Raw genomic sequence first — 20420 nt, 5'->3', positions numbered from 1 at the left:
ATTGAGGAGTGATTTTTATCATTTTGGTTACTTCATTATCAGGGCAGCAATTTTATTTAAATGCTGACTACATTGAAAAAATAGAAGAACTTCCTGACACTACAATAACCTTGTATAACGGTAAAAAATATATAGTGTCAGAAGATGCTAAAACAGTTATAGAAAGAATTATTGAATACAAAAAGAAAATTTTAAATATTCCTCCTTTATTTAAGGATGGTGATGAGTAATGGATATAGCGTTAATTGGTGGTATTGGTATAGCTTTTGCTATGGTTGTTTTTGGAATTGTTTCGGGTGGTGGAGATTTTGCAGCGTTTATTAATATTCCGTCCATTGTTATAGTTATAGGGGGTTCTATTGGAGCTGCAGTTGCAGCAAATCCGAAAGATATAGGTTTTAAAATTGTTCAAATAGCCCTTGAAGCTTTAAAAGAGCCGAAAACCGATTATGTTAATTTGTTAAAAACACTTGTATCTTTGTCAGAAAAGGCAAGAAGAGAAGGTCTCTTATCACTTGAGGAAAATATAGAGCAACTTGATGATCCATTTATGAAAAAAGGGCTTCAACTTTTAGTTGATGGTACAGAACCTGAAGTTTTAAAGTCAATGCTTGAAATAGAAGTTGAGGTTGCTAGTAATGAAATGAATTTGAAGAAGGGGCTTTTTGAAGCAATTGGAGCTTATGCACCTGCATTTGGAATGATAGGAACTTTGATAGGGTTGATACAAATGCTTAAAAGTCTTAATGACCCTAACTCATTAGGACCTTCAATGGCGGTTGCATTGATTACAACATTGTATGGTTCTATAATGGCAAATGCAATGGCACTTCCTATAGCAGAAAAAATTGCAAAAAGGGTAATAAGTTTTGAAATGGAAAAAACAATGATTTTAGAAGGGATTTTGTCGATTCAAGCTGGTGAAAACCCAAGAATATTGGAAGAAAAATTAAAGTCATTCTTACCAGATGCTGTAAAAGCTCAGTATGAAGCAGCTACTCAGGAGGCGGGCGCATAATAATGGCTAAAAAACAAGAATGTCCTAAGGGTGCTCCGCTTTGGATGACAACATACGGAGATATGGTGACCCTTTTGCTTACATTTTTTGTTTTGTTATTTGCAATGTCAAGTATTAGTCCAGGAAAATTTCAACAAGTTGCAGTTGGATTAACATCAGCATTAAATGGTAATCCACCAAGTGTACTTACAGGAGGAAAATCTCTGCAAACTGAGCCTTTGATATCTCAAAACCCGGGTGTATATCAGGAAATATTGAAAATTTCAGAAGAGTATAAAGGAAAAGTAACGGTAGAGGAAAGAGACGAAGGTACATTAATTACAATTAGCGATTTGGATATATTTAATCCTGGTAGTGCGCGTTTAACAGCCGAAGCAAAAAAACTATTGGAAAAATTAGGAGCAGTAATTATTGAACATACGACAAATGTTCTAGAAGTATATGGATATGCTAATGAAATTCCTGTACCAGAAAATTCTATTTACCAATCAAATTGGCATTTAAGTGCAGCTAGGGCATCAAGTGTTGTTTACTTTTTTACTACAGAGCTAAAGCAAAAGAGGACACTTGAAAGAATTGCAGATATACAATTGGGAAGATTTGATCCAGATTACTATTATGCAGCTGAAAGATTTCTTCCAATTGGCAAAGGAGATATTGAAATTCAAAAGGAAATAAAAGCGTTAAGAAATTTATACGAATTTGAACTTGAAGAGATGAGAAAAAAATTAGTTGCTGGAGAAATTACAAGAGAAGAATGGAATAATTTTGTAGCACAAAAAACTGAAGAAACAGATAATAAGATAAGACAATTAAGAGATAAGTATAGAAGAATTGATATTTTAATAAAGCGTGAACTTGCAAAATAGGAGGGATTATAATGCCAGAAGAAGAAATCCAAGAAGAACAGCAACCTAAAAAAAAGAAGGGAATAATGGGGTTATTAGGACCTATTTTGATACCGCTTGTGATTTCATTAGTTGTTAGTGTTGCAGTGGTAATGTTTTTGGGTAATAATACTCAAGTTCAGCCGGAGAAAACAACGAGCACAACAACTACAACGGTAACTCCAATAAAAGCAGTAGTTATCCAACCTGGAACCTACCAAACATTTATGTTAAAAGGTGGTAAAGAGGTTGCTGTAATTGATTCTCTATCTTTTAAAGTTGGAAGTGATCAATGTAGAAGTTTAATTGCTGAAAAAAATGATGAAATTATGGATGCATTAATGTTGATATTTTTGAGTAAAGAAAGAACAGAAATAAATACTCCAGCTGGAATTGAACTTTTAAAAAAGCAAATTAAAAACGCTGTAAACGAAATTACCGGCTTTGTAGGTGAAAAAGAAAAGGAAGGGGTAATTGATGTATATTTGTATATAAAGGCCGTTAGTTCCGTCCAATAATTGAGGTGATAAAATGTCTGATGTTTTGAGCCAAGAAGAAATAGATCGATTACTGCAAGCGGTTAATCAAGGGGAAGTATCAATTGAAGAAGTAAAAAAGGAAGAGGAAGAAAAAAAAGTAAGAACATATGATTTTTTAAGACCTAGAAAATTTTCAAAGGAGCAGGAGAGAACTTTACAAATGCTCCATGAGAATTTTGCAAGGAGCCTTTCAACTTATTTTTCTGGGCGTCTCCGTAATTTTGTAGCAGTTGATTTGGTTGGACTTGATCAGATGACTTATGATGAATTTGTAAAATCAATTCGTAATCCGTCATATATAGCTGTTTTTTCTGCAAAAGAGTTTGTTGGGAGTGCAATTTTAGATATAGATTTAGAAATATTTTTTGGGGTATTAGAAATATTACTGGGAGGACCTGGTATGAATGCGGAAATAAGCAGGCCTCCAACAGATACTGAAATTGAAGTAATGAGAAAAGAAGTAGTAAATATCTTAACTAACTTGGCCCAGGCATGGAGCACTGTTTATTCTTTTACGCCAGTTATTGAAGCAATTGAAACAAATCCACAATTTGTCCAAATTGTTGCTTCAAATGAAATGGTTCTTGTAATTACATTGTTTTTAAAGATAGGAAATATTGAAGGATATATTAATATTTGTTGGCCATCATCTTTGATTGAACCAATTGGTGAAAAATTAACTACTCAGAGTTGGTTTAAGACCAAGCAAAAAATAGTTTCTGAAGAGGACATGAAGGCATTACGTGAAAATTTAGCGAGAACAATTGTTGAACTTTCGGTGGCTGTTGGTGAGACTAATTTAACACTCTGGGATATACTGAACTTAGAGGTTGGAGATGTTATAAGATTAGATACTTTTAAAGAAGATCCTTTAAAAATTAAATTAAATGGCAAAGATAAATTCTTAGGTGTTCCAGGAGTATTTAAAGGAAAATATGCGGTAAAAATTGTTGAGGTTCTCGATGATGAGGAGGAGATAAAATGATGGGTGATGAACAATTTTTATCCCAGGAGGAATTAGATTCATTACTTAATCAATTAAATGAAGATGAGAATTTAACTGAGATAGAAAAAGATATGTTTGGTGAAATAGGAAATATAATAATGGGAAGTGGAACTACTGCGCTTTCGACTTTGCTTGGAAGAAAAGTTGATATTACTGTTCCAACAGTTGATTTGAAAAAAATATCAGAAATAAAAAAAGAAGTTACAGGAAAAAATGCAGTAGTTTCCATACATTTTAAAGGTGCAATAGAAGGTCTAAATGCTCTTATTATTCCGCAGATATTGGTTGCACAAATAGCAAACATAATGATGGGAGGTACGGGGGAAGTTGAAACCGATGAGGTTGATGAAATTTCGTTGAGTGCAGTGTCAGAAGCCATGAATCAGATGATGGGAGCAGCAGCAACTTCTCTGTCTGATATGCTGAAAAAACCGGTTGATATTACACCACCGACTGTTGAACTAATCGATTTTGATGGGGACAACGTTAATTTCCCGCCTATTGTAACTAGTGATGATGCAGTTGTAGCTAAGGTTAATTTTAAGCTTGTAATAGAGGGTTTAGAACCAGCTGATTTCTTTTTAGCAATGTCTCCGGAGTTTGTAAAAAAATTATACAGCATGCTTTTTGAAAGTGAAAGTGAAAAACAAGAAAAGGCAACTCCAAGTGCTGTAGAGACTTCCTCAACTGCTCCTTCTCAAAATTATGTTGAGCGTCCTGCTTCAACTACAAAAAATGTAGAGAAAAATCCTGTTTCGGTATCTCCAGCACAATTTCAATCTTTTGAAAGTGGTGGAACTGTAAAATCAACGGGAGAAATACCTGATAGAATACAGGCACTTCTTGATATTCCACTTAATGTTGTAGTTGAACTTGGAAAGACAAAACTTACTTTAAAACAAGTTATGGAATTATCAGTAGGATCTTTAATTGAACTGGATAAGCTTACTGGTGAACCGGTTGATATTATTGTAAATGGCAAGTTGATTGCCCGTGGTGAAGTTGTAGTAATTGATGAAAATTTTGGAGTAAGGATTACAGAAATTGTAACACCGCAGGAGAGATTTTATACACTAGAATAACTCCCTTCAGTGACGAAGGGAGTTTTTTTAATATGATATTTTTTCAAGTATTTTATCGCATAACTTTCCTTTATAACCATCCTCATTTGAAAGCTCACTTAGTAATCTAACTAGGCTGAAAAAGCTGTCTTTTGGAACAGAATTTGAAAATTTGATTAAATTTCCTGCAATTACTTCTGCTTTTTCATATAATTTTTTTGAATTTTCTTCATCAAGATTTGAAAAAAAGTCAACTATTCTTAGAATTATTGAATTAGCTTCATGGAGTTCTAATTTTTCTGGTATGATTCCTTCCATTAACAATTGATTTGCTGTAGGAATATTTAAAAAGAGGTTTTCCGTAAATATTTTTGCTGCTTCTGGTCCTAGGATTCCCGAAGCAAGTTGATATCCAAAAATTTTTTTCTCTTCATCGGAAAGTTTTTTGAATACATTTCCAAGCTTATGCCAGCTTCTTGGACTTGGTTTTATGGTTGTCTTTAATGATATATGATTTGATGAATATAAAAATTCAGGATTTTTTTCAATAAATTTTATTATTTCATCTGGAATATCATTTTTTTGTGCCCAATTTAACCATTCTTTAAGATCAGGAGTAATTTCAAGAATAAAGAATCTTGACAAAAATGCTGGGTCAGTTATTAAATCTACTTGGTCATATTCTTCATCAGGAGGATTCATAGAAGCGACAATCCAAGTGCCTTCTGGCAATTTGTGATTATGAATTCTTTTGTCAACCAGAAGTTGCATAATAGCGTTTCTAATACTTCTATGTGATCTATTAATTTCATCTAAGAAAAGTATTGTTTGATTATTTTTTGGCCACCAATCAGGTTCAAGAAAGACTGTTTTATCTTCTTGCCTTGAAGGTAGTCCTATTAAATCTCCAGGTTCCATTTGTGAAAGAACTAAAATAATTAATTCTCTGTTTGTCTCACGGGCAATTTCTCTAATTATATCGGTTTTACCCACACCAAAATGACCAACTAAAAGTGGTATTTCACCGCTTTCCATTATTTTGCGAGCTAGAGTTTTTGCTTCTAAAAGTGTCAAGTTGAGCACCTCCCAGTTCTTCGATGAGTTCTTCTATTAGTGTTTCTTCTTTAAAAGTTTCAGTTAAACTGTATATATAAGCTCTTCCACTTTTTTTTCTTTTAATTACACCGCTATAGAGTAGCTGTTTTAAAATATTTGTAGAATCTTTTCCACGGATTCCGTCTATCTCCTTTTTTGTTGCTTCTTTCTTTGTTGCAAGAAGTATTACAATTTCAAGTTGTTGATTGGTGAGAGTACTTAGAGAACGCCTTTTTACAACTTTTTCAATATGTGAAGAATACTGCTTTTTTGTGTAAAATTTCAAATATCCATCTATGTTTTTTAATTCAATTCCAGATTCAGAATTATTGTTGTATTTTGAATAGAGATGTTCTATAATTTTGTTTATTTCATCTTGATTAATATTTGTTAGTTCGTTTATTTTTTGCATTGATATTCCTTTTGAGGCAAATATAATTGCTTCGATTAGTGCAATTTTTTCTTTTTCCATAGACTAAACACTCCTAATGTAAAATTCTTCATCTAGGGTTATTTTTTTTAGTTTAATTAACTCTAGTATAGCAAGAAAATACATTATAATTTCGTACTTGCTATTTAAGTTTTTAAGAATTTCATATAAGTTTTTGTTGATATTAGAATTTAGAACTTTACTCATTATGGTTTCGATTGTGATTTCTTCTTTTTTGATTTTGTAGACTTTTTGTTTTAATTCAACTTCTTTTATAGCATTTTTTATTATATTTTTTAACTTTTTTTCGTTGATTTTTGGAAAGACAGTTTTTACAGAAACTGGTATTTTTTCAATATTTAGATTTTCGTTATTTTTAACTTTTTCGACTAAATCTTTTAATGCTGCATATTGCTCAACTTGAGAATAAAATTTTTCTTTTGATATTTTAAAAAACTCATCCTCACTGCTTCTTGGTAGAAGACTTTTTGATTTTAACTCCATTAAATAAGAAGCAGTGACGATGAATTCAGAAGTTATATTAAGATTTAAATTCTTCATTTGTTGTAAATACTCATAAAACTCATCAGCAAGCTGAGAAAGAGGAATATCTCTAATACTTAACTTTTTCTTTTTTACTAGATATATTATTAAATCTAATGGACCTTCAAACTCTTGAAACTTAAATACTAATTCCATTAAAAACCTTCTTCTTCAATGATAGATATATATTTAATATTGTAGATTTCAAGTAAGTTTGCTACTGATTCAGGATCTTCACATTGAATTTTTATTGAAATCTGTCTTTTATTCTCGTCTTTAAGGGTGAGAATAGATAAAATGTTCATTTTATTGTTTGCAAGAACGTCTATTACCCTTTTTAGTTCACCAGGTTTATCTTCAAGTTCTAAAATTATTCTTGTTCCTTGTTCATCCATTGCTGAAAGTTCAATAAATGCTTCAAGTACTTCTTGGACTGTTAAAACTCCAATAACTTCTGCGTTATTGTTTACAACAGGGAGAACTTGATCTTTGTTTTCTATTAACATTAGTGCTGCTTCTTCAACATTTGAGTCTTCAACTACATAAAAATCTGGGAAAGTTACATACATATCGATTTTTTCATCGAGTTCCGAATCTCTGATACTTGATTTGTAAACAACACCTTCAAATTTATCGTTTTCATCTAATACTATACAATAATCACAGGAAAATTCTCTCATTTTTCTTAAAGCATTTCCTATTTCTTCGTCTTTTTTTACTGTTGGAAAGTGTTGTAAAACCCATTTTTTTACATTCATATTTTGACCTCCTCTTTTTACAAAGTAAATATTTTTTTAGAATTCAAATATGTTTATCTCTCCATTTTCGGCACAGACAACGGCTATTTTGCCATTGTAACTAAAAATTTCAATGGGGAAATCACCTGTCTCAAATTCTTGTGTTGTTTTGTTGTCAAATATTATAAGCTTATTGTTTGATGCAGAGAGAATGTATAGTTTATCGTTTATAACTTTTGCGTAAGTTGGTTGATAATTTAATCTTGCTACTTCTTCTATTTTACCACTTTCTATGTTGTAAATTGTATTACTAAACATTGAACCAAAGTAAAGTTTTTTATTCCAAATTATTGCAAATGATATGTAAGGTTCTGATTTGTACACTTTCTTTTTATCAATTTCTAAAATATTTCCCCCTCTTGTATCTATTATAAAGTTTTCTACTAGTAATGAAGGTGTAGCAAGGTTATAATTATAAATTTTACCTTGATATTCAAAATCTATATTGTTATTCCAAATATATAATCCAAGTGGTTTACTTTTGTAAAAATAAAAATAATTTGGTCTTGAGACAAATTTGTGATAGTGTACTAAGTTTAAATTAAAGTCGTAGCCAAATAAATTTCCCTCAGAATCAAGAATGTAAATTATGTCATTAATACGATTATAGAAGAGTGGTCTATGCTCAAGTCTTTTTATATATTTTTTTTGTTTTTTTAAATCAATTAGGATTATTTCTTTTCCGACAGTATCAACAATAAATAAATTATTTTTGTCTGTATAAGATATTGCAGGATAAACTCCAACATTATTAAATAGATATTTTAATTTGTTTGTTTCTAAGTCATAAATATATACCTTTCTTTCTATAGAACTTGTTAAAACGATATAGTTTTCAAATTGTGTGTTTCTAAATGTGTATTTTAACCCTGTATAAAAAGGGAAAATTAAAGTATTAATTGTTAATAATATTAGTAAGAATATCTTTTGCAACTTTTTCTTTGCTCCCTTCAAGTTGTATTACTTTATCTTTAGAAATTAAAAATGCACTTGAAAAATCACTTCCCATCACTTTATTTGCATCATTTGCAATGATATAATCAGCATTTTTTGAAATCAATTTTTGTTTACCATATTCAATTATATTATTTGTTTCAGCTGCAAATCCAATAATAATTTGATTGCTGCGTTTTTTTCTTCCAAGTTCTTTTAAAATATCTTTCGTTCTTTCGAGCTCTAAAGCAAAATTATTTTTTGATTTTTTTATTTTTTCTTTCGATTTTACTTTTGGAGTGTAATCAGCTACAGCAGCAGTCATTATTATAATGTCGTAATCTGTAAATTTATTCATTACCTGAGTGTACATATCGTAAGCAGTTTTAACTTTTATAAATTCATCTATAAAATATGGTGGAGTCAAATTTGTTGGTCCTGAGATTAAAGTTGTATATGCACCCATTCTTTTTGAGATTTTTGCGATTTCATACCCCATTTTTCCACTTGAATAGTTTGAAATATATCTAATTGGATCTATTTCTTCTCTTGTAGGTCCTGCAGTAACTAAAACTTTCTTACTGGATAACTTTTTTTCTTCAAGCATATAGTATATTGCTTCAATAATTTTTTCATTTTCCGGGTATCTTCCTTTACCTACATCACCGCATGCTAAATGACCACTCTCAGGTTCTACAATAAACCAACCCAATTTTTTAAATTTTTCAAAGTTTTCTTGAGTAAATTTATTTTCATACATTCGAGTATTCATAGTTGGGATCAAAATTTTTGGAGTTTTTTCAGGCAATGCCAATATTGTTGTTGTAAGTAGATTATCTGCAATTCCAGAAGAAATTTTAGCAATTGTATTTGCTGTAGCTGGTGCAAGAACAAATATATCAGCTTTTTTTGAAAGTTCTGTATGTATAATCCATCCGTTTTTAACATTAAATGTATCTGTATATACGGGACAATTACCAACTGCTGAAAAAACAACCGGAGAAACCATTTTAGTTGCATTTTCAGTCATTATTATATCAATTTCAAATTTATTTTTTCTAAGTTTGCTAACTAAATCAACTGCTTTGTAAATTGCAATTCCGCTTGTAACGCCAACAACTATGTTCAATTTATTTTCCTCCTTCTTCAAAAACGTTTTCTTTTGATGGAAAAGTTTTCTCTTTTACTTCCGTTTTGAATTTTTCGATTGCATTTAGCATAATTTCAAAGGTGTTTGCATACTTTTTAGAAAATTTTGGTTTAAATTCAGGATTTAAACCAACAATATCATGAAACACTAAAACTTGTCCATCACAATATCTTCCTGCCCCTATTCCAATTGTTGGTATTGAGAGTTTTTCTGTAATTTCTTTCGCTATTGATTCAGTTACCATTTCAAGAACAATTGAAAATACTCCGCAATTTTCTAAGGTAAGAGCATCATCTAAAAGTTTTTTCTTTGCGCTTTCTTCTTTTCCTTGAACTTTATATCCACCAAACATGTTTAATGATTGTGGAGTAAAACCAAGGTGCCCCATAACTGGAATACCAATGTTTAAACATTTTTTGATTGTTTCACAGTTTTGTGCTCCACCTTCAATTTTTACAGCATTTGCCCCATTTTTAATTAGTAATCCTGCATTTTTAACAGATTCTTCTATGCTATATCCATATGACAAAAATGGAAGATCAGCTACAATAAAAGAGTTTGGTGCACCTCTTCTGACTGCTTGAAGGTGCATGATCATTTCTTCTAGAGTAACTGGAATTGTTGAATCATATCCAAGAACGTTATTTCCCAAAGAATCACCAACTAAGATTATATCAACGCCTGCTTTTTCAAGAATTTTTGCCGTTGGTGCATCGTAGGCAGTAACCATAACAATTTTTTCTTTATTTTTCATTTTTAATATTTTTTGTATTGTCATTTCAATCACACTCCTTATTAATATATTTTAACATAAAAAATACCCTCTAGTTTCGCCTAGAGGGTATTTTTTAGTAAATTTTCAAGGCTCCATTTTAGTAATTCTGGATATTTTCTGTTTGTAAAATTTGGATCGTTTTCTAAACTAGTCGAACTTATAGTACCATTTTTTAAATTTTTAATTTTTTGCAGATATTCTTTCATTAGCCTTACATCTGTGAAATTCCCAATTTTCCCATGACCTGGAACAATATTAGAAACTTGTGGAAGATTTTCAAGAGTATTTATCCAAATATCTAAATTACTATCACTTACAATTTCAGGATGAATATCAGTTATAACAGTATCACCGGCTATTAAAATATCTTCATTTTCTATGACAATGTATGATGAATCTGGTGTATGACCCGGACCATGATATACAGTTAATTTTATTCCATCCTCGTACTCAAAAAAATTATCAAATATAATGTTTGGAGGAACTATTTTTGCATTTTCAACTTCAAGTTGTATTAAATATTTTTCATCTATCTGCTCCATTAGGTTTCTTGTTAGTGAGTGGCCAACTATAGGGCAATCAAATGCAGAATTTCCAAATGTATGATCGGGGTGATAATGAGTGTTAATAACAAGAATTATTTCTTTTCCAGAAATATCTTTTGAAAACTCTTTGATTTTTTCAGCTTTTTTTGGAAATAAGGATGTATCTACTAAGATGTTTCCTTTCTTTCCAATGATTAAAGTGCTATTTGATGCTAATTCGTTTTCAATGATATAAATCTTATTGTTTATATTTTTTATCATAAAATACCCCCACTGTTTATGATATACTTTTCATAGAAATTATTCTCTATAAGGAGGTAATGTTCCTTGAAAGATGTTTTGCTGATTGGATATTATGGCTATGGAAATTATGGTGACGAACTGATGAGGCAAAGTATAAAGGAGTTTTTGAGTGAAAAAAATTATAGAGTTATGGAATTATTACCAAAAGAGAAAAAAAAGTTGAATGAGTATAATAGATTTAATCCTTTGTCTATTATAAGAGCTATTATGAAGTCTAATGTTGTAATATGCGGTGGGGGAGGTGTTTTACAAGACAAGACAAGCTTTAAAAGCTTTATGTATTATTACCTTCTCTTTAAAACAGTCCTTTTGTTTGGAAAACCTTTGGTATTTTTTGGAAATAGTTTTGGGCCTTTTTATAATTACACATCAAGGATTTTAATGAAGAATTTATTGGAAAGTAAGAAGTTATATATTTTTGCAAGAGATCCGGTTTCATATAGATATGCAAAAAATTTTAATAAAAATTCTTTTTTGTGTACGGACCCAGGTATTAGAAAATTAGGTAGCATAAAAGTGGAAAGTAGTAAAGAAAGTAATAAGGCAGTAATAATTCCAAGGAGAGTGAAAAACTATGTCCCACTTTTATTAACATTAAAAAGCCAGGGAATAGATGAAGTAGTGTATGTTCCATTTTCTCCGCAAGATGAGGTACTTGCTAAAAGATTATCGAATATTTCAATTAAAGGATTAAATTCAAGGTTTTCAAACCTTATCATAGAAGAGATATCAAGTAGTAAGATTATTGTCAGTGAAAGGTTCCATGGATCGCTAATATCAGCATTTTTAGGTAAGACTTTCATTTCAATTAACGATGAAAAATTCAGAAGATTTTTTAACAGATATTCTAGTAGCAAAAGCCATTTTGCACATGATTTATTTGATGCAAGTTTGAAAGTTAAAGAGCTAGTAAATCCAAATATATATAAAAAGATGAAAGAAGATGCTGAAGAAATGTATGAAAAGCTTGAAAAACTTTTAGTAAATCTTTAAAAAGTAACCACGGGATAATTATGTACAGGATGATTAATAATATAGAATTCCTTTTCATAGAGCTTTTTAATGTTTTCTTTATTTATAACTTTTGAAGGCACACCTTCAAAGACAACTTTTCCGTCTTTTAATGCATATATATAGTCACAATATTTTGAGGCAACATTGATGTTGTGGAAAGCTGATAGTACAGTTTTTCCATTTAAAGTAAGTTTTTTTAATATTTCAACTATTTGAATTGCATGTGAGATATCTAAATGGGCCGTTAGCTCATCAACAATTATTACAGGGGTTTCTTGATAAATACTCCTTGCTATTAGAACTCTTCTCTGCTCTCCGCCACTTAATGTGGAAAAGTATCTATCTTCATAACCTGAGAGTTCTACCATTGAAAGACATTCTTTTATTTTTGTTGAATCTTCGAAGGTATTAAAAAAGCTAGTTTTCTTGTGTAGTGCTCCCATTTCAATTATATCTTTTACTTTAAATTCAAATGTAGGGTTAAATTCCTGACGAACAAAGGAAATTTTTGACGCAATATACTTTCTTGAAAGTTTTCTAATATCCTTATCATAAAGTAATATTTTTCCAGAATATGGTTTTAACAAACCAGCTATAAGATTGAGGGTTGTTGATTTTCCAGCACCATTTGGACCAATTATCCCTACAAATTGCCCCCCTTTTATTTTTAAATTCAAATTTCTAATTCCAAAATTTCCGTATGAAAAATTTAAATCTATTACTTTAAGAATTTCTTTCATTGACACTTGCCACCTTTAACATTTCTTTGTACTTTGCAAGGATTTTCTGTGCATATTGCTCTTTATATGTTCCTCCATTATAGTGTTTTACTGCATCAGTTATATTATGGAATTTGTCGTACAAATATTTTAGATAGTAACTACCAATTTTTATATTTAGTTTAAAATCCCACAATATTCTATTCCAACCTTCTTGTGGAGTTTGAATTTTATATAAATTTGCTACAAATTCTGCAGTTTCCGGTTTTATTTGCATCATTCCAAGTTCGCCATGCATTCCAATTACATTTCTAAACTCAGTTTCCACAACTATTATTGAAGTTATTAAAAGTGGATCTATTCCTGTTTCTTTGGAAGCATCTAAAATTGCATCTTCAATATCTTGAATTAAATCCTCATCGCTTGGGAGATCATATGCTTCTCTATAGTACTTTATCATATCTCTAAACCATTTTCCAGGTAGAGCAAATGTTGAAATTGTCAGGATTATTAGTAAAAAGATAAGAAAATGTTTTTTCATATTTTTCCTCCTACTTTGGAATTATAAATGCAATGATTGTTCCAAGAATAAATCCTAGTATGGCTTCAATTAATGTATGTCCACTATTTGGATCTACTTTTCTTCTTAAACCAACTGCATCAGAAGCAACTATTGATAAAAAAATTGCTGCTATTGCAGTTTCTGGCGAATTATAACCTGTTAGCCTTGCAACTTCCCAAGCCAAAGCTGCTGTTGTTGCAACGTGTGCACTCGGCATTCCGCCGTATCTTCCAAAACTTTTAATATCTCTATATATTATCACCTTTAATATTTGAGCACTTAAAAATGCAAAGAAAGCAGCTAATAATGCTTTATTTGATAATAATTGGAGCATATATTTACACCTCTATATATTGTATTCTTTTTTAAGAAGTAAAAGATTTCCACAACTTACATCTTTAAATTCCATAACATCAAATATTTTTTGGATTATATATACTCCTAATCCTCCTGGCCTAACTTCTTCTAGAGGTCTTGGCTTAACTTTTGATGGATCAACTTTGGGTCCAAAATCTCTAAGATAGATTTCTAGAATATTAGGTTCAGTCCATTTTAACGTCATTTTAATAATTTTATCTTTTTCGAATTTGTATGTATGCTCTATTATATTTGCGATTGCTTCATTAACTGCAAGTTCAGTATCAAATATATCTTGCTCATTAACTGATTTTTGAGATAAAAATTTTTGTACTACACTTCTTGCGATTTTAATATTTTCACTTTTTGAGAGAAAAGTAATTGAAATTATATCCATTATCCATTCCCCTTTAAAATTTGTATTTTTTGATTATAATTTCCAAATTTATTCCAACCTTCTTTTAAATTGTATTTTTCTTTAACAAAATTGTCAACGTATAAGATTTTTGGTTGAATAGCTTTAATTATCTCAATAAAGTTTTTTGAGAATATTTCAAAATTTTCTTTTGTTATTACTAATTTTTCAGGTAAAACTGGGATATCAGTTATTCCGTATTCTTTTAGAACTCTTTTTGATTTTTCGATTTTTTCTTTTCTTTTATTTTCAAGTTCAATCTTTGAAAATATACAACCGCAATATGTCTGACGGTAAATATTTTGTTCTTTGATAAATTTTAAAGCTTCTTGGTATTCCTTTCCTTTCCTGAAATATGTTTCGATATATTTTACTTTAACTTCCTGCTCTATTATTTTACCAATTTTATTTATTTTTTCCAAAACTTTTCTTGGAGAGGAAGTTAGAGTAGTTGCAAAAGAATTAAAATTGTTTATTTTAGCTGTAATTGCTGTATTTTTTAAAAGAAGATATATACATTTATCGCACCGTGGACTGTTAATACCAAGATTTTCAAGACCTTTCACATATCTAAAGTAAACTTCGGGTTCATATCTGCTTTCAATAATTTCTAAATTCCACATCTTTGCAAGTTTCAAAACTTCATTGAATCTTTTTTCATATTCAGATTTTGGATGGATATTTGGATTGTAAAAATAAATGTATTTTATTTTTTCTTTCATATGAAAGTATGCAGGCACCAAATCTGGCGCACAACATACGTGAAGAAGCAATTAAAACACCTTCTTTGAATCAAGTAATAAAGTTACAGGTCCATCATTTACTAAAGATACTTGCATGTGTGCACCAAATTCACCAGTTTCAACTTTTAAATTATAATTCTTACAGATATTTACAAATTCTTCATAAAGTTTTTTGGCGATATCAGGAGATGCTGATTCAGAATAAGAAGGTCTTCTACCCTTTCTGCAATCACCATATAAAGTGAATTGAGATACTATAAGGAGCTCACCTTTTATATCAAGTAATGAAAGGTTCATTTTTCCATTTTCGTCATCAAAAATTCTCAAATTAATTATTTTTTCGGAAAGATACTTGATGTCTTTTTTATCGTCATCTTTTCCAACTCCTAGCAATACTAAAAGTCCGTTTTCTATTTTTCCAACTGTTTTTCCTTCTACTTCAACTTTTGCATTTTTAACCCTTTGTACTACGGCTCTCATCTTCTTCTCACCCTCAATATTCCAGATTTTTTATTTAATTGACTTATTATATCATTTAGTTCATTTAAAGATTTTACCACAATTGTCAGATGTGCAAAGACTGAATTCCAATTTTTTGATTCATTTAATTTAAAACTTTTTACGTTTATGTTTTTTGAAACTAAGAGATTCATTATTTCGGCAAGTCTTTCGTTTTTGTCAAATTCAATTTCTAAGTTCGTCAAAAATTCATTTGAATCATCAGATAACCATTTGGCTTTAAATAGTCTATCTTCATCTATATCTCTAATATTTTTGCAGTTAATTCTATGTATAGTTATTCCTCTTCTGCTTGCTACTCCTACTATTTCATCACCTGGAACTGGCATACAACATTTGGCTATGTGAATATCAATGTTTGATATTCCATCTATTTCAACGGCATTCTTAATTTTTTTTGAAGCTTTTGTTTTTTTCTTGTAATTTTTTTCGGGCTTGTTTTCTATTAATTCTAGTAAATCATTAAAAGTAATACTACCTTCACCTATGCGTGTATAAAATTCATCTATGCTCAAATTATGATTTTTTATAAATTCATTTACTTTTTCATGTTCGAGTAATTTTTCTATGGAAATATTTAACCTTTTTGATAACTTTCTAATAACATCTTTTCCAGATTCGATTAGTTTTTCTTTTTCTTTTTCTCTAAAAAATCTTCTAATTTTTGCTTTTGTTCTAGGACTTTTAGCATACTTTATCCAGCTAAGGCTTGGGCCTTTACTTGATTTATTAACTAAAATTTCTACTACATCACCATTTTTTAGCTTGTAATTTATTGGAACAATTTTTCCATTTACTTTTGCACCGGCAAAGTGATGCCCTATTTCAGTATGAATAGCATAGGCAAAATCGATTACGGTTGATCCCAATGGCATATGAATTATTTCTCCCTTTGGAGTTAGAACAAATACTTCATCAAGTTGCAATTCATTTTTAAGCTCGGAAAGGTTTGTACTTCCTTGAAGAAGTTCTTTTCGCCAATCAAGAAGCTGAAGTAACCATTTTTGCTTTAGATCAACATTTTTTTCTTTGTAAATCCAATGTGCAATTAATCCATATTCAGCTTCATTATGCATTTGGTTGTCCCTGATTTGTATTTCTAAAGGTTCGCCGTATTGTGTTACAACTGTGGTATGAATTGATTTATAACCATTTGATTTTGGAGCTGCAATGTAATCTTTAAATCTTCCAGGGAGTGGGACCCAAATATGATGTACTACTCCAAGAGCAGTATAACAGGTTTGGACGTCTTTTACAATTGCTCTTATTCCAATAAGATCATAAATTTCTTCAAATTTTTTATTTTTTTCTTTCATCTTCTTCCAGATACTGTAATAATGTTTATAACGACCTTCTACTTTAGCATTTATATTGTTTTCTTTTAATGCAAGTTTTAGTTGATTTACATATTCGTTTGTTCTTTCTTCCCTTTCTTTCTTTTTTTCAGATACTAATTCTTTAATCATGTAATATTCTTTTGGGTATAAAACTTTAAAAGAAAGGTCTTCAAGTTCCCACTTAATTACATGAATCCCAAGTTTATGTGCGATAGGAGCATAAACTTCAAGGGTTTCAAGTGCTTTGTATTTCTTTTTTTCCTCATCTTCTACATATTGTATTGTTCGCATATTATGTAGTCTGTCAGCAAGTTTTACAAAAATAACTCTTACATCTTCAGCCATTGCAAAGAGCATTTTTTGTATGGTTTCGCTCTTTTTCTTTTGTTCGATATTTCCAACGGGTGCATTAATCTTGCTGACCTTTGTTACTCCATCAACAATTAATGCAACTTCTTTACCAAACATTTCTTCAATCTCTTTCAAAGTGACTTTGCCTTCACTATCTTCAACTGTGTCGTGTAAAATTCCAGAGATTATAGTAGTAATATCTAATTTTAATGATGCTAAAATTTTAGAAACTTCAATTGGATGAGTGATAAAAGGCTCACCGGATTTTCTATAATAACCTTCATGCCCATATTCAGCTAATTTGACTGCTTTTTTGATTTTTTCTTTTTCGGTTTCTGATAGTTTTCTTTTAAGAACCGTTTCCAAATTTTTAATATATTTTTCAGTATTTATCATATTTAAACACTCCTTAACTCTTTTGGAAATATTTTAACACAAATTTTGCAAAGTGTGTTATAATATCGATGTGAAATGTAATAAGTATGTAAAGAGTTAAATTCTACTAAATTAAAGGAGGGATTAAGGTGAGGAAGCTGTGGGTTTCTATTTTAGGTTTGGTTTTGCTTTTAGCGCTTAGTGGTTGTATAGGTAACATGTTTGAATCGCACGATTATACGATTAAAAGTTCAGTAGGGGCTGGAGAAGCTTTACCTCCAAATAGTATTATTGAAGTAGGGATGTTAAAAGATGGGAAACCAGCATCATCGTTGATAAAGGTATATTTAGAGGGAAAGCTTTATTTTGAAGCTACACAGACAAGTTTGACACATGTATTTGCAGCAAAAGATGAAGGAGAATACAAAGTTGAAGTTATTTTACCAGATAGTGATGTTAAAAAGGAATTAAGTTTCAAAGTTTCGGCACTTGAAAGGGAAGTATACTTGGATGGTGGAAAAATTTACTATGATTATTTGTCTGATGATCTTCTTTCACCTGCGACAGATTTATATATAAGATTTTATAAGCTGAATGAAAAAGTTATGGATAATGGTGAAGTAGTTCTTGAAAGAAGAAGGTTGAATTTGTTGGATACAGATGGAAATAACATATACGATACCTGGGAAGTTTTACCTTCAACAGCGACTACATATGATCAGCTTTGGTATAATATTCCAAATCCAGTTAATCAGTATGATACAGTTTGGCAATTAAGCTATATTGAATACAATGATAATGAAATTAACCTAAAATATACTGGCGTTTCAGGTACTTATAAGGGATATACTTTAACTGTTCCTTTTGCAGAAGTTGGATTTGAATTGAACGAATGGTACTCAAGATATATTACTACTACTGATTTTTCAAAACATATTTATGGTCAATTTATGATTCATGAAAGGTATAACTCTGATTCTAAGCCAGTGTTTAAAATTATGCCAGAAAAGAAGACAGTATCTCCAGGTCAATCCTTGAAGATTTTTGTAAAGGCTGAAAATGTTGCTGATTTTGCAAAAATATATGATGTGAGATATATGCAATTTGCTCTAAATCATAGTACTATGCTTGTGTTAGATTCTGTAGAATTTCCAGAATTTATGGATGGATTGAAAGAAACAGGTGCATATAATAAGAATGATTCTTCTGTAGTCCTTTACAAGGCATTTTTTGATGAGAAGGATGAATCTGAAGATGCAACATCAACAATTGCAGTTCTTAATTTTACAGTTACCGATGATGCAACTGGGGAACTTTCAGCAAGCTTAGTTTATGAGGGTTGGTGGAACACATATTCAAATTATCCAGATTTACCAAATCCACTTATAAAAGACAAAGATAATTCAAACGTTGATGGTTTTGTATTTGATCATACACCTGTAGTTATCACCGTAGGAGGTGAGGAATAATGATTAAGAAAATCTCTGTGCTTTTAATATTAGCTATATTTGGAGTATTTTTGTTTGCTGGAGCTCTTGTAGATAATGCTCAAAAATATGCAAATAATATTAATGCGAGAATTGAAAAGTTTGGCTTGCTCTGGAAAGCTTCTCCTAATGAAAAGTTTTTTGAAGAGTTTGAAAAATTTAATGTTACTTCTGTTGATGAAGTTTTAAGAAAATTAAACGGCACAAGAGAATTACCATCTGAGGTAAAATCTAAGATATTTAATTATCTTAACTCCTTTAAAGGAAAAGTGACTCCAGATAATATGACAACAACAGATGATTTAATGATGTCTTCTTTTGTGTTGATTAAACCTGAAAATATAACAGATAAGACTTTTTATAGATTAGAACCAATCAGAGATCAATATATGCACGGAAGTTGTTGGGCATTTTCAACAGCAGCTATGATGGAAAGTGCTTATGCAGTACAAGTTCTTGGTAAAGAAGAAGGAAATGTAGATAATTTAGTTGATTTTTCAGAAAGATGGGCAGCATATCATAATATTGATTGGGATGTATATACAAAATCTAGATATGAGTATGTACAGGATAAAAACTCTTTGGAAGGCGGGAATGTGTATTTTTCATCCTATAATATGGTTAGATATGGTATGATTAAGGAAGAATCTGCTCCATATTCGGACGTATATCTTGTTTCAGATGAAGTAATACCATTGCCTCCACAAGCATACAGGGCTCCAAGAATTAAAGCTAGCAGAACAATAATGATACCAGATGCGGTAAGTGCAAACGAATTAGGTTATAGTTATGAAGAATACATTAATATGATAAAAACTGCATTAAAACGCTTTGGCTCTCTTTCAGTTGCATATACTGTTCCAGCTGATTTTGGAGGATATAGCCGTGGAATATATGTTCCTACTTCAAATGAACAATCAGGTGGGCATGCTGTTACGCTAGTAGGTTGGGTAGATGGAAAAGATCTTGACGATGTTATATTGTCTTCAAAAATTAATCCTGAAGCAAGTCCAATTCTAGATGAAGAACTTCCAGATGGCTCATTCACATATTATGATCCTACAATTGATGCGACTTATACAACCAGCTTGTTCTGGATTGTAAAAAATTCATGGGGTTACAATTGGGGAGATGGAGGCTACTTTGTAGTTCCAGCAATTTCTAAAGAAGCGTATGAGGCAAAAAAAGTTGGTTGGTGGATGATCGATTCAAGGAACATGTATGTTTCCATCTTTGATGATTTAGCAAAACATGAGGGAGATTCAGTTGATTGTAATGGTGATGGTGTTGTAGACATTAATGACTTTAATTATTTGGTTTCAAAAGTTGGTAGTACTGAAAGTGCCGACATAGAAAAGCTCGATATTTCATTCCCAAAAGATGGAAAAATTGATGGAAATGATGTTGCAACTTGGGTGTTTTTATATAATAAACTTTATGGAAATGACTAAGAATATGA

General features: G+C 30.6%; 24 protein-coding genes. 9 read left to right on the top strand and 15 right to left on the bottom strand.

Annotated elements, in window-relative coordinates; genetic code table 11:
• Nucleotides 1–8 precede the first annotated feature (8 nt).
• Genes HNP65_RS01085 through fliY form a run of 6 tightly spaced genes read left to right on the top strand, consistent with a single transcriptional unit; the run spans nucleotide 9 to nucleotide 4532 of the window.
• A complete protein-coding gene (locus tag HNP65_RS01085; protein WP_126992345.1) occupies nucleotides 9–230 on the top strand; it encodes a flagellar FlbD family protein in 222 nt (73 codons plus the stop codon).
• Nucleotides 230–1018 (top strand): motility protein A, encoded by a 789-nt coding sequence (locus HNP65_RS01080; protein ID WP_126992346.1) that lies wholly within the window; start codon nucleotides 230–232, stop codon nucleotides 1016–1018. Before HNP65_RS01085 ends, HNP65_RS01080 begins: the two co-directional genes overlap by 1 nt.
• Nucleotides 1019–1020: 2 nt before the next feature.
• Nucleotides 1021–1887: a flagellar motor protein MotB gene (locus tag HNP65_RS01075; RefSeq protein ID WP_184618548.1), complete on the top strand. Its 867-nt coding sequence runs from the start codon at nucleotides 1021–1023 to the stop codon at nucleotides 1885–1887.
• Nucleotides 1888–1898: 11 nt separating this feature from the next.
• Nucleotides 1899–2423: a flagellar basal body-associated FliL family protein gene (locus HNP65_RS01070; protein ID WP_184618547.1), complete on the top strand. Its 525-nt coding sequence runs from the start codon at nucleotides 1899–1901 to the stop codon at nucleotides 2421–2423.
• A 13-nt stretch (nucleotides 2424–2436) separates the two neighbouring features.
• Nucleotides 2437–3429: a flagellar motor switch protein FliM gene (gene fliM / locus HNP65_RS01065; RefSeq protein ID WP_184618546.1), complete on the top strand. Its 993-nt coding sequence runs from the start codon at nucleotides 2437–2439 to the stop codon at nucleotides 3427–3429.
• Complete coding sequence (gene fliY / locus HNP65_RS01060; protein ID WP_184619009.1) at nucleotides 3429–4532, top strand: flagellar motor switch phosphatase FliY; 1104 nt, start codon at nucleotides 3429–3431, stop codon at nucleotides 4530–4532. Before fliM ends, fliY begins: the two co-directional genes overlap by 1 nt.
• Nucleotides 4533–4559: 27 nt before the next feature.
• On the opposite strand, the gene HNP65_RS01055 is transcribed toward fliY, so the two are convergent.
• Genes HNP65_RS01055 through HNP65_RS01020 form a run of 8 tightly spaced genes read right to left on the bottom strand, consistent with a single transcriptional unit; the run spans nucleotide 4560 to nucleotide 11040 of the window.
• Nucleotides 4560–5585: an AAA family ATPase gene (locus HNP65_RS01055; RefSeq protein ID WP_184618545.1), complete on the bottom strand. Its 1026-nt coding sequence runs from the start codon at nucleotides 5583–5585 to the stop codon at nucleotides 4560–4562.
• On the bottom strand, nucleotides 5533–6078 hold the full coding sequence (scpB, locus tag HNP65_RS01050) for an SMC-Scp complex subunit ScpB (protein WP_184618544.1): 546 nt from the start codon (nucleotides 6076–6078) through the stop codon (nucleotides 5533–5535). The genes HNP65_RS01055 and scpB overlap by 53 nt, the downstream gene beginning before the upstream one ends.
• 3 nt (nucleotides 6079–6081) lie before the next feature.
• Nucleotides 6082–6735, bottom strand: a complete 654-nt coding sequence (locus tag HNP65_RS01045; protein ID WP_184618543.1) for a segregation and condensation protein A — start codon at nucleotides 6733–6735, stop codon at nucleotides 6082–6084.
• Nucleotides 6735–7337 (bottom strand): CBS domain-containing protein, encoded by a 603-nt coding sequence (locus HNP65_RS01040; protein WP_126992352.1) that lies wholly within the window; start codon nucleotides 7335–7337, stop codon nucleotides 6735–6737. The genes HNP65_RS01045 and HNP65_RS01040 overlap by 1 nt, the downstream gene beginning before the upstream one ends.
• Before the next feature lie 36 nt (nucleotides 7338–7373).
• Entirely contained in the window at nucleotides 7374–8309 is a 936-nt protein-coding gene (locus HNP65_RS01035) for a YncE family protein (protein WP_184618542.1), read from the bottom strand.
• Nucleotides 8272–9438 (bottom strand): bifunctional phosphopantothenoylcysteine decarboxylase/phosphopantothenate--cysteine ligase CoaBC, encoded by a 1167-nt coding sequence (gene coaBC, locus HNP65_RS01030; RefSeq protein ID WP_184618541.1) that lies wholly within the window; start codon nucleotides 9436–9438, stop codon nucleotides 8272–8274. Before coaBC ends, HNP65_RS01035 begins: the two co-directional genes overlap by 38 nt.
• A 1-nt stretch (nucleotide 9439) precedes the next feature.
• The gene (panB, locus tag HNP65_RS01025; protein WP_184618540.1) at nucleotides 9440–10237 is read right to left on the bottom strand and encodes a 3-methyl-2-oxobutanoate hydroxymethyltransferase; all 798 of its coding nucleotides are present in this window, start codon (nucleotides 10235–10237) and stop codon (nucleotides 9440–9442) included.
• Nucleotides 10238–10293: 56 nt separating this feature from the next.
• Nucleotides 10294–11040 carry an MBL fold metallo-hydrolase gene (locus HNP65_RS01020; protein ID WP_184618539.1) on the bottom strand — a complete coding sequence of 249 codons (747 nt, stop codon included), beginning with the start codon at nucleotides 11038–11040 and terminating at the stop codon, nucleotides 10294–10296.
• A 66-nt stretch (nucleotides 11041–11106) separates the two neighbouring features.
• Between HNP65_RS01020 and HNP65_RS01015 the strand changes: the two genes are divergently transcribed.
• Nucleotides 11107–12075, top strand: a complete 969-nt coding sequence (locus HNP65_RS01015; RefSeq protein ID WP_184618538.1) for a polysaccharide pyruvyl transferase family protein — start codon at nucleotides 11107–11109, stop codon at nucleotides 12073–12075.
• Here HNP65_RS01015 and HNP65_RS01010 read toward each other — a convergent pair.
• Genes HNP65_RS01010 through HNP65_RS00980 form a run of 7 tightly spaced genes read right to left on the bottom strand, consistent with a single transcriptional unit; the run spans nucleotide 12072 to nucleotide 17495 of the window.
• A complete protein-coding gene (locus HNP65_RS01010) occupies nucleotides 12072–12836 on the bottom strand; it encodes an ABC transporter ATP-binding protein (RefSeq protein WP_184618537.1) in 765 nt (254 codons plus the stop codon). The genes HNP65_RS01015 and HNP65_RS01010 overlap by 4 nt on opposite strands.
• Nucleotides 12820–13356 carry a transglycosylase SLT domain-containing protein gene (locus tag HNP65_RS01005; RefSeq protein WP_184618536.1) on the bottom strand — a complete coding sequence of 179 codons (537 nt, stop codon included), beginning with the start codon at nucleotides 13354–13356 and terminating at the stop codon, nucleotides 12820–12822. The genes HNP65_RS01010 and HNP65_RS01005 overlap by 17 nt, the downstream gene beginning before the upstream one ends.
• A gap of 10 nt (nucleotides 13357–13366) precedes the next feature.
• Nucleotides 13367–13711, bottom strand: coding sequence for a divergent PAP2 family protein (locus tag HNP65_RS01000; protein ID WP_126992360.1), 345 nt, complete (start codon nucleotides 13709–13711; stop codon nucleotides 13367–13369).
• 12 nt (nucleotides 13712–13723) lie between these two features.
• Nucleotides 13724–14131, bottom strand: coding sequence for an ATP-binding protein (locus tag HNP65_RS00995; protein ID WP_184618535.1), 408 nt, complete (start codon nucleotides 14129–14131; stop codon nucleotides 13724–13726).
• Nucleotides 14131–14922, bottom strand: coding sequence for an epoxyqueuosine reductase QueH (locus tag HNP65_RS00990; RefSeq protein WP_184618534.1), 792 nt, complete (start codon nucleotides 14920–14922; stop codon nucleotides 14131–14133). Before HNP65_RS00990 ends, HNP65_RS00995 begins: the two co-directional genes overlap by 1 nt.
• The gene (dtd, locus tag HNP65_RS00985; protein ID WP_184618533.1) at nucleotides 14923–15372 is read right to left on the bottom strand and encodes a D-aminoacyl-tRNA deacylase; all 450 of its coding nucleotides are present in this window, start codon (nucleotides 15370–15372) and stop codon (nucleotides 14923–14925) included. It lies immediately after the preceding gene.
• On the bottom strand, nucleotides 15369–17495 hold the full coding sequence (locus tag HNP65_RS00980; protein ID WP_184618532.1) for a RelA/SpoT family protein: 2127 nt from the start codon (nucleotides 17493–17495) through the stop codon (nucleotides 15369–15371). Before HNP65_RS00980 ends, dtd begins: the two co-directional genes overlap by 4 nt.
• Before the next feature lie 128 nt (nucleotides 17496–17623).
• On the opposite strand from HNP65_RS00980, the gene HNP65_RS00975 reads away from it, so the two are divergent.
• Together HNP65_RS00975 and HNP65_RS00970 are read left to right on the top strand one after the other, a co-directional pair.
• Entirely contained in the window at nucleotides 17624–18943 is a 1320-nt protein-coding gene (locus HNP65_RS00975; protein WP_184618531.1) for a hypothetical protein, read from the top strand.
• Nucleotides 18943–20412 carry a C1 family peptidase gene (locus tag HNP65_RS00970; protein ID WP_184618530.1) on the top strand — a complete coding sequence of 490 codons (1470 nt, stop codon included), beginning with the start codon at nucleotides 18943–18945 and terminating at the stop codon, nucleotides 20410–20412. The genes HNP65_RS00975 and HNP65_RS00970 overlap by 1 nt, the downstream gene beginning before the upstream one ends.
• Nucleotides 20413–20420 lie beyond the last annotated feature (8 nt).

Origin of the sequence: Thermosipho japonicus (genome assembly GCF_014201655.1) — a bacterium.
Classification (GTDB): Bacteria; Thermotogota; Thermotogae; order Thermotogales; family Fervidobacteriaceae; genus Thermosipho; species Thermosipho japonicus.
The sequence above is the reverse complement of the archived record's forward strand: the minus strand, read 5'-3'. Positions and strand labels throughout refer to the sequence as shown.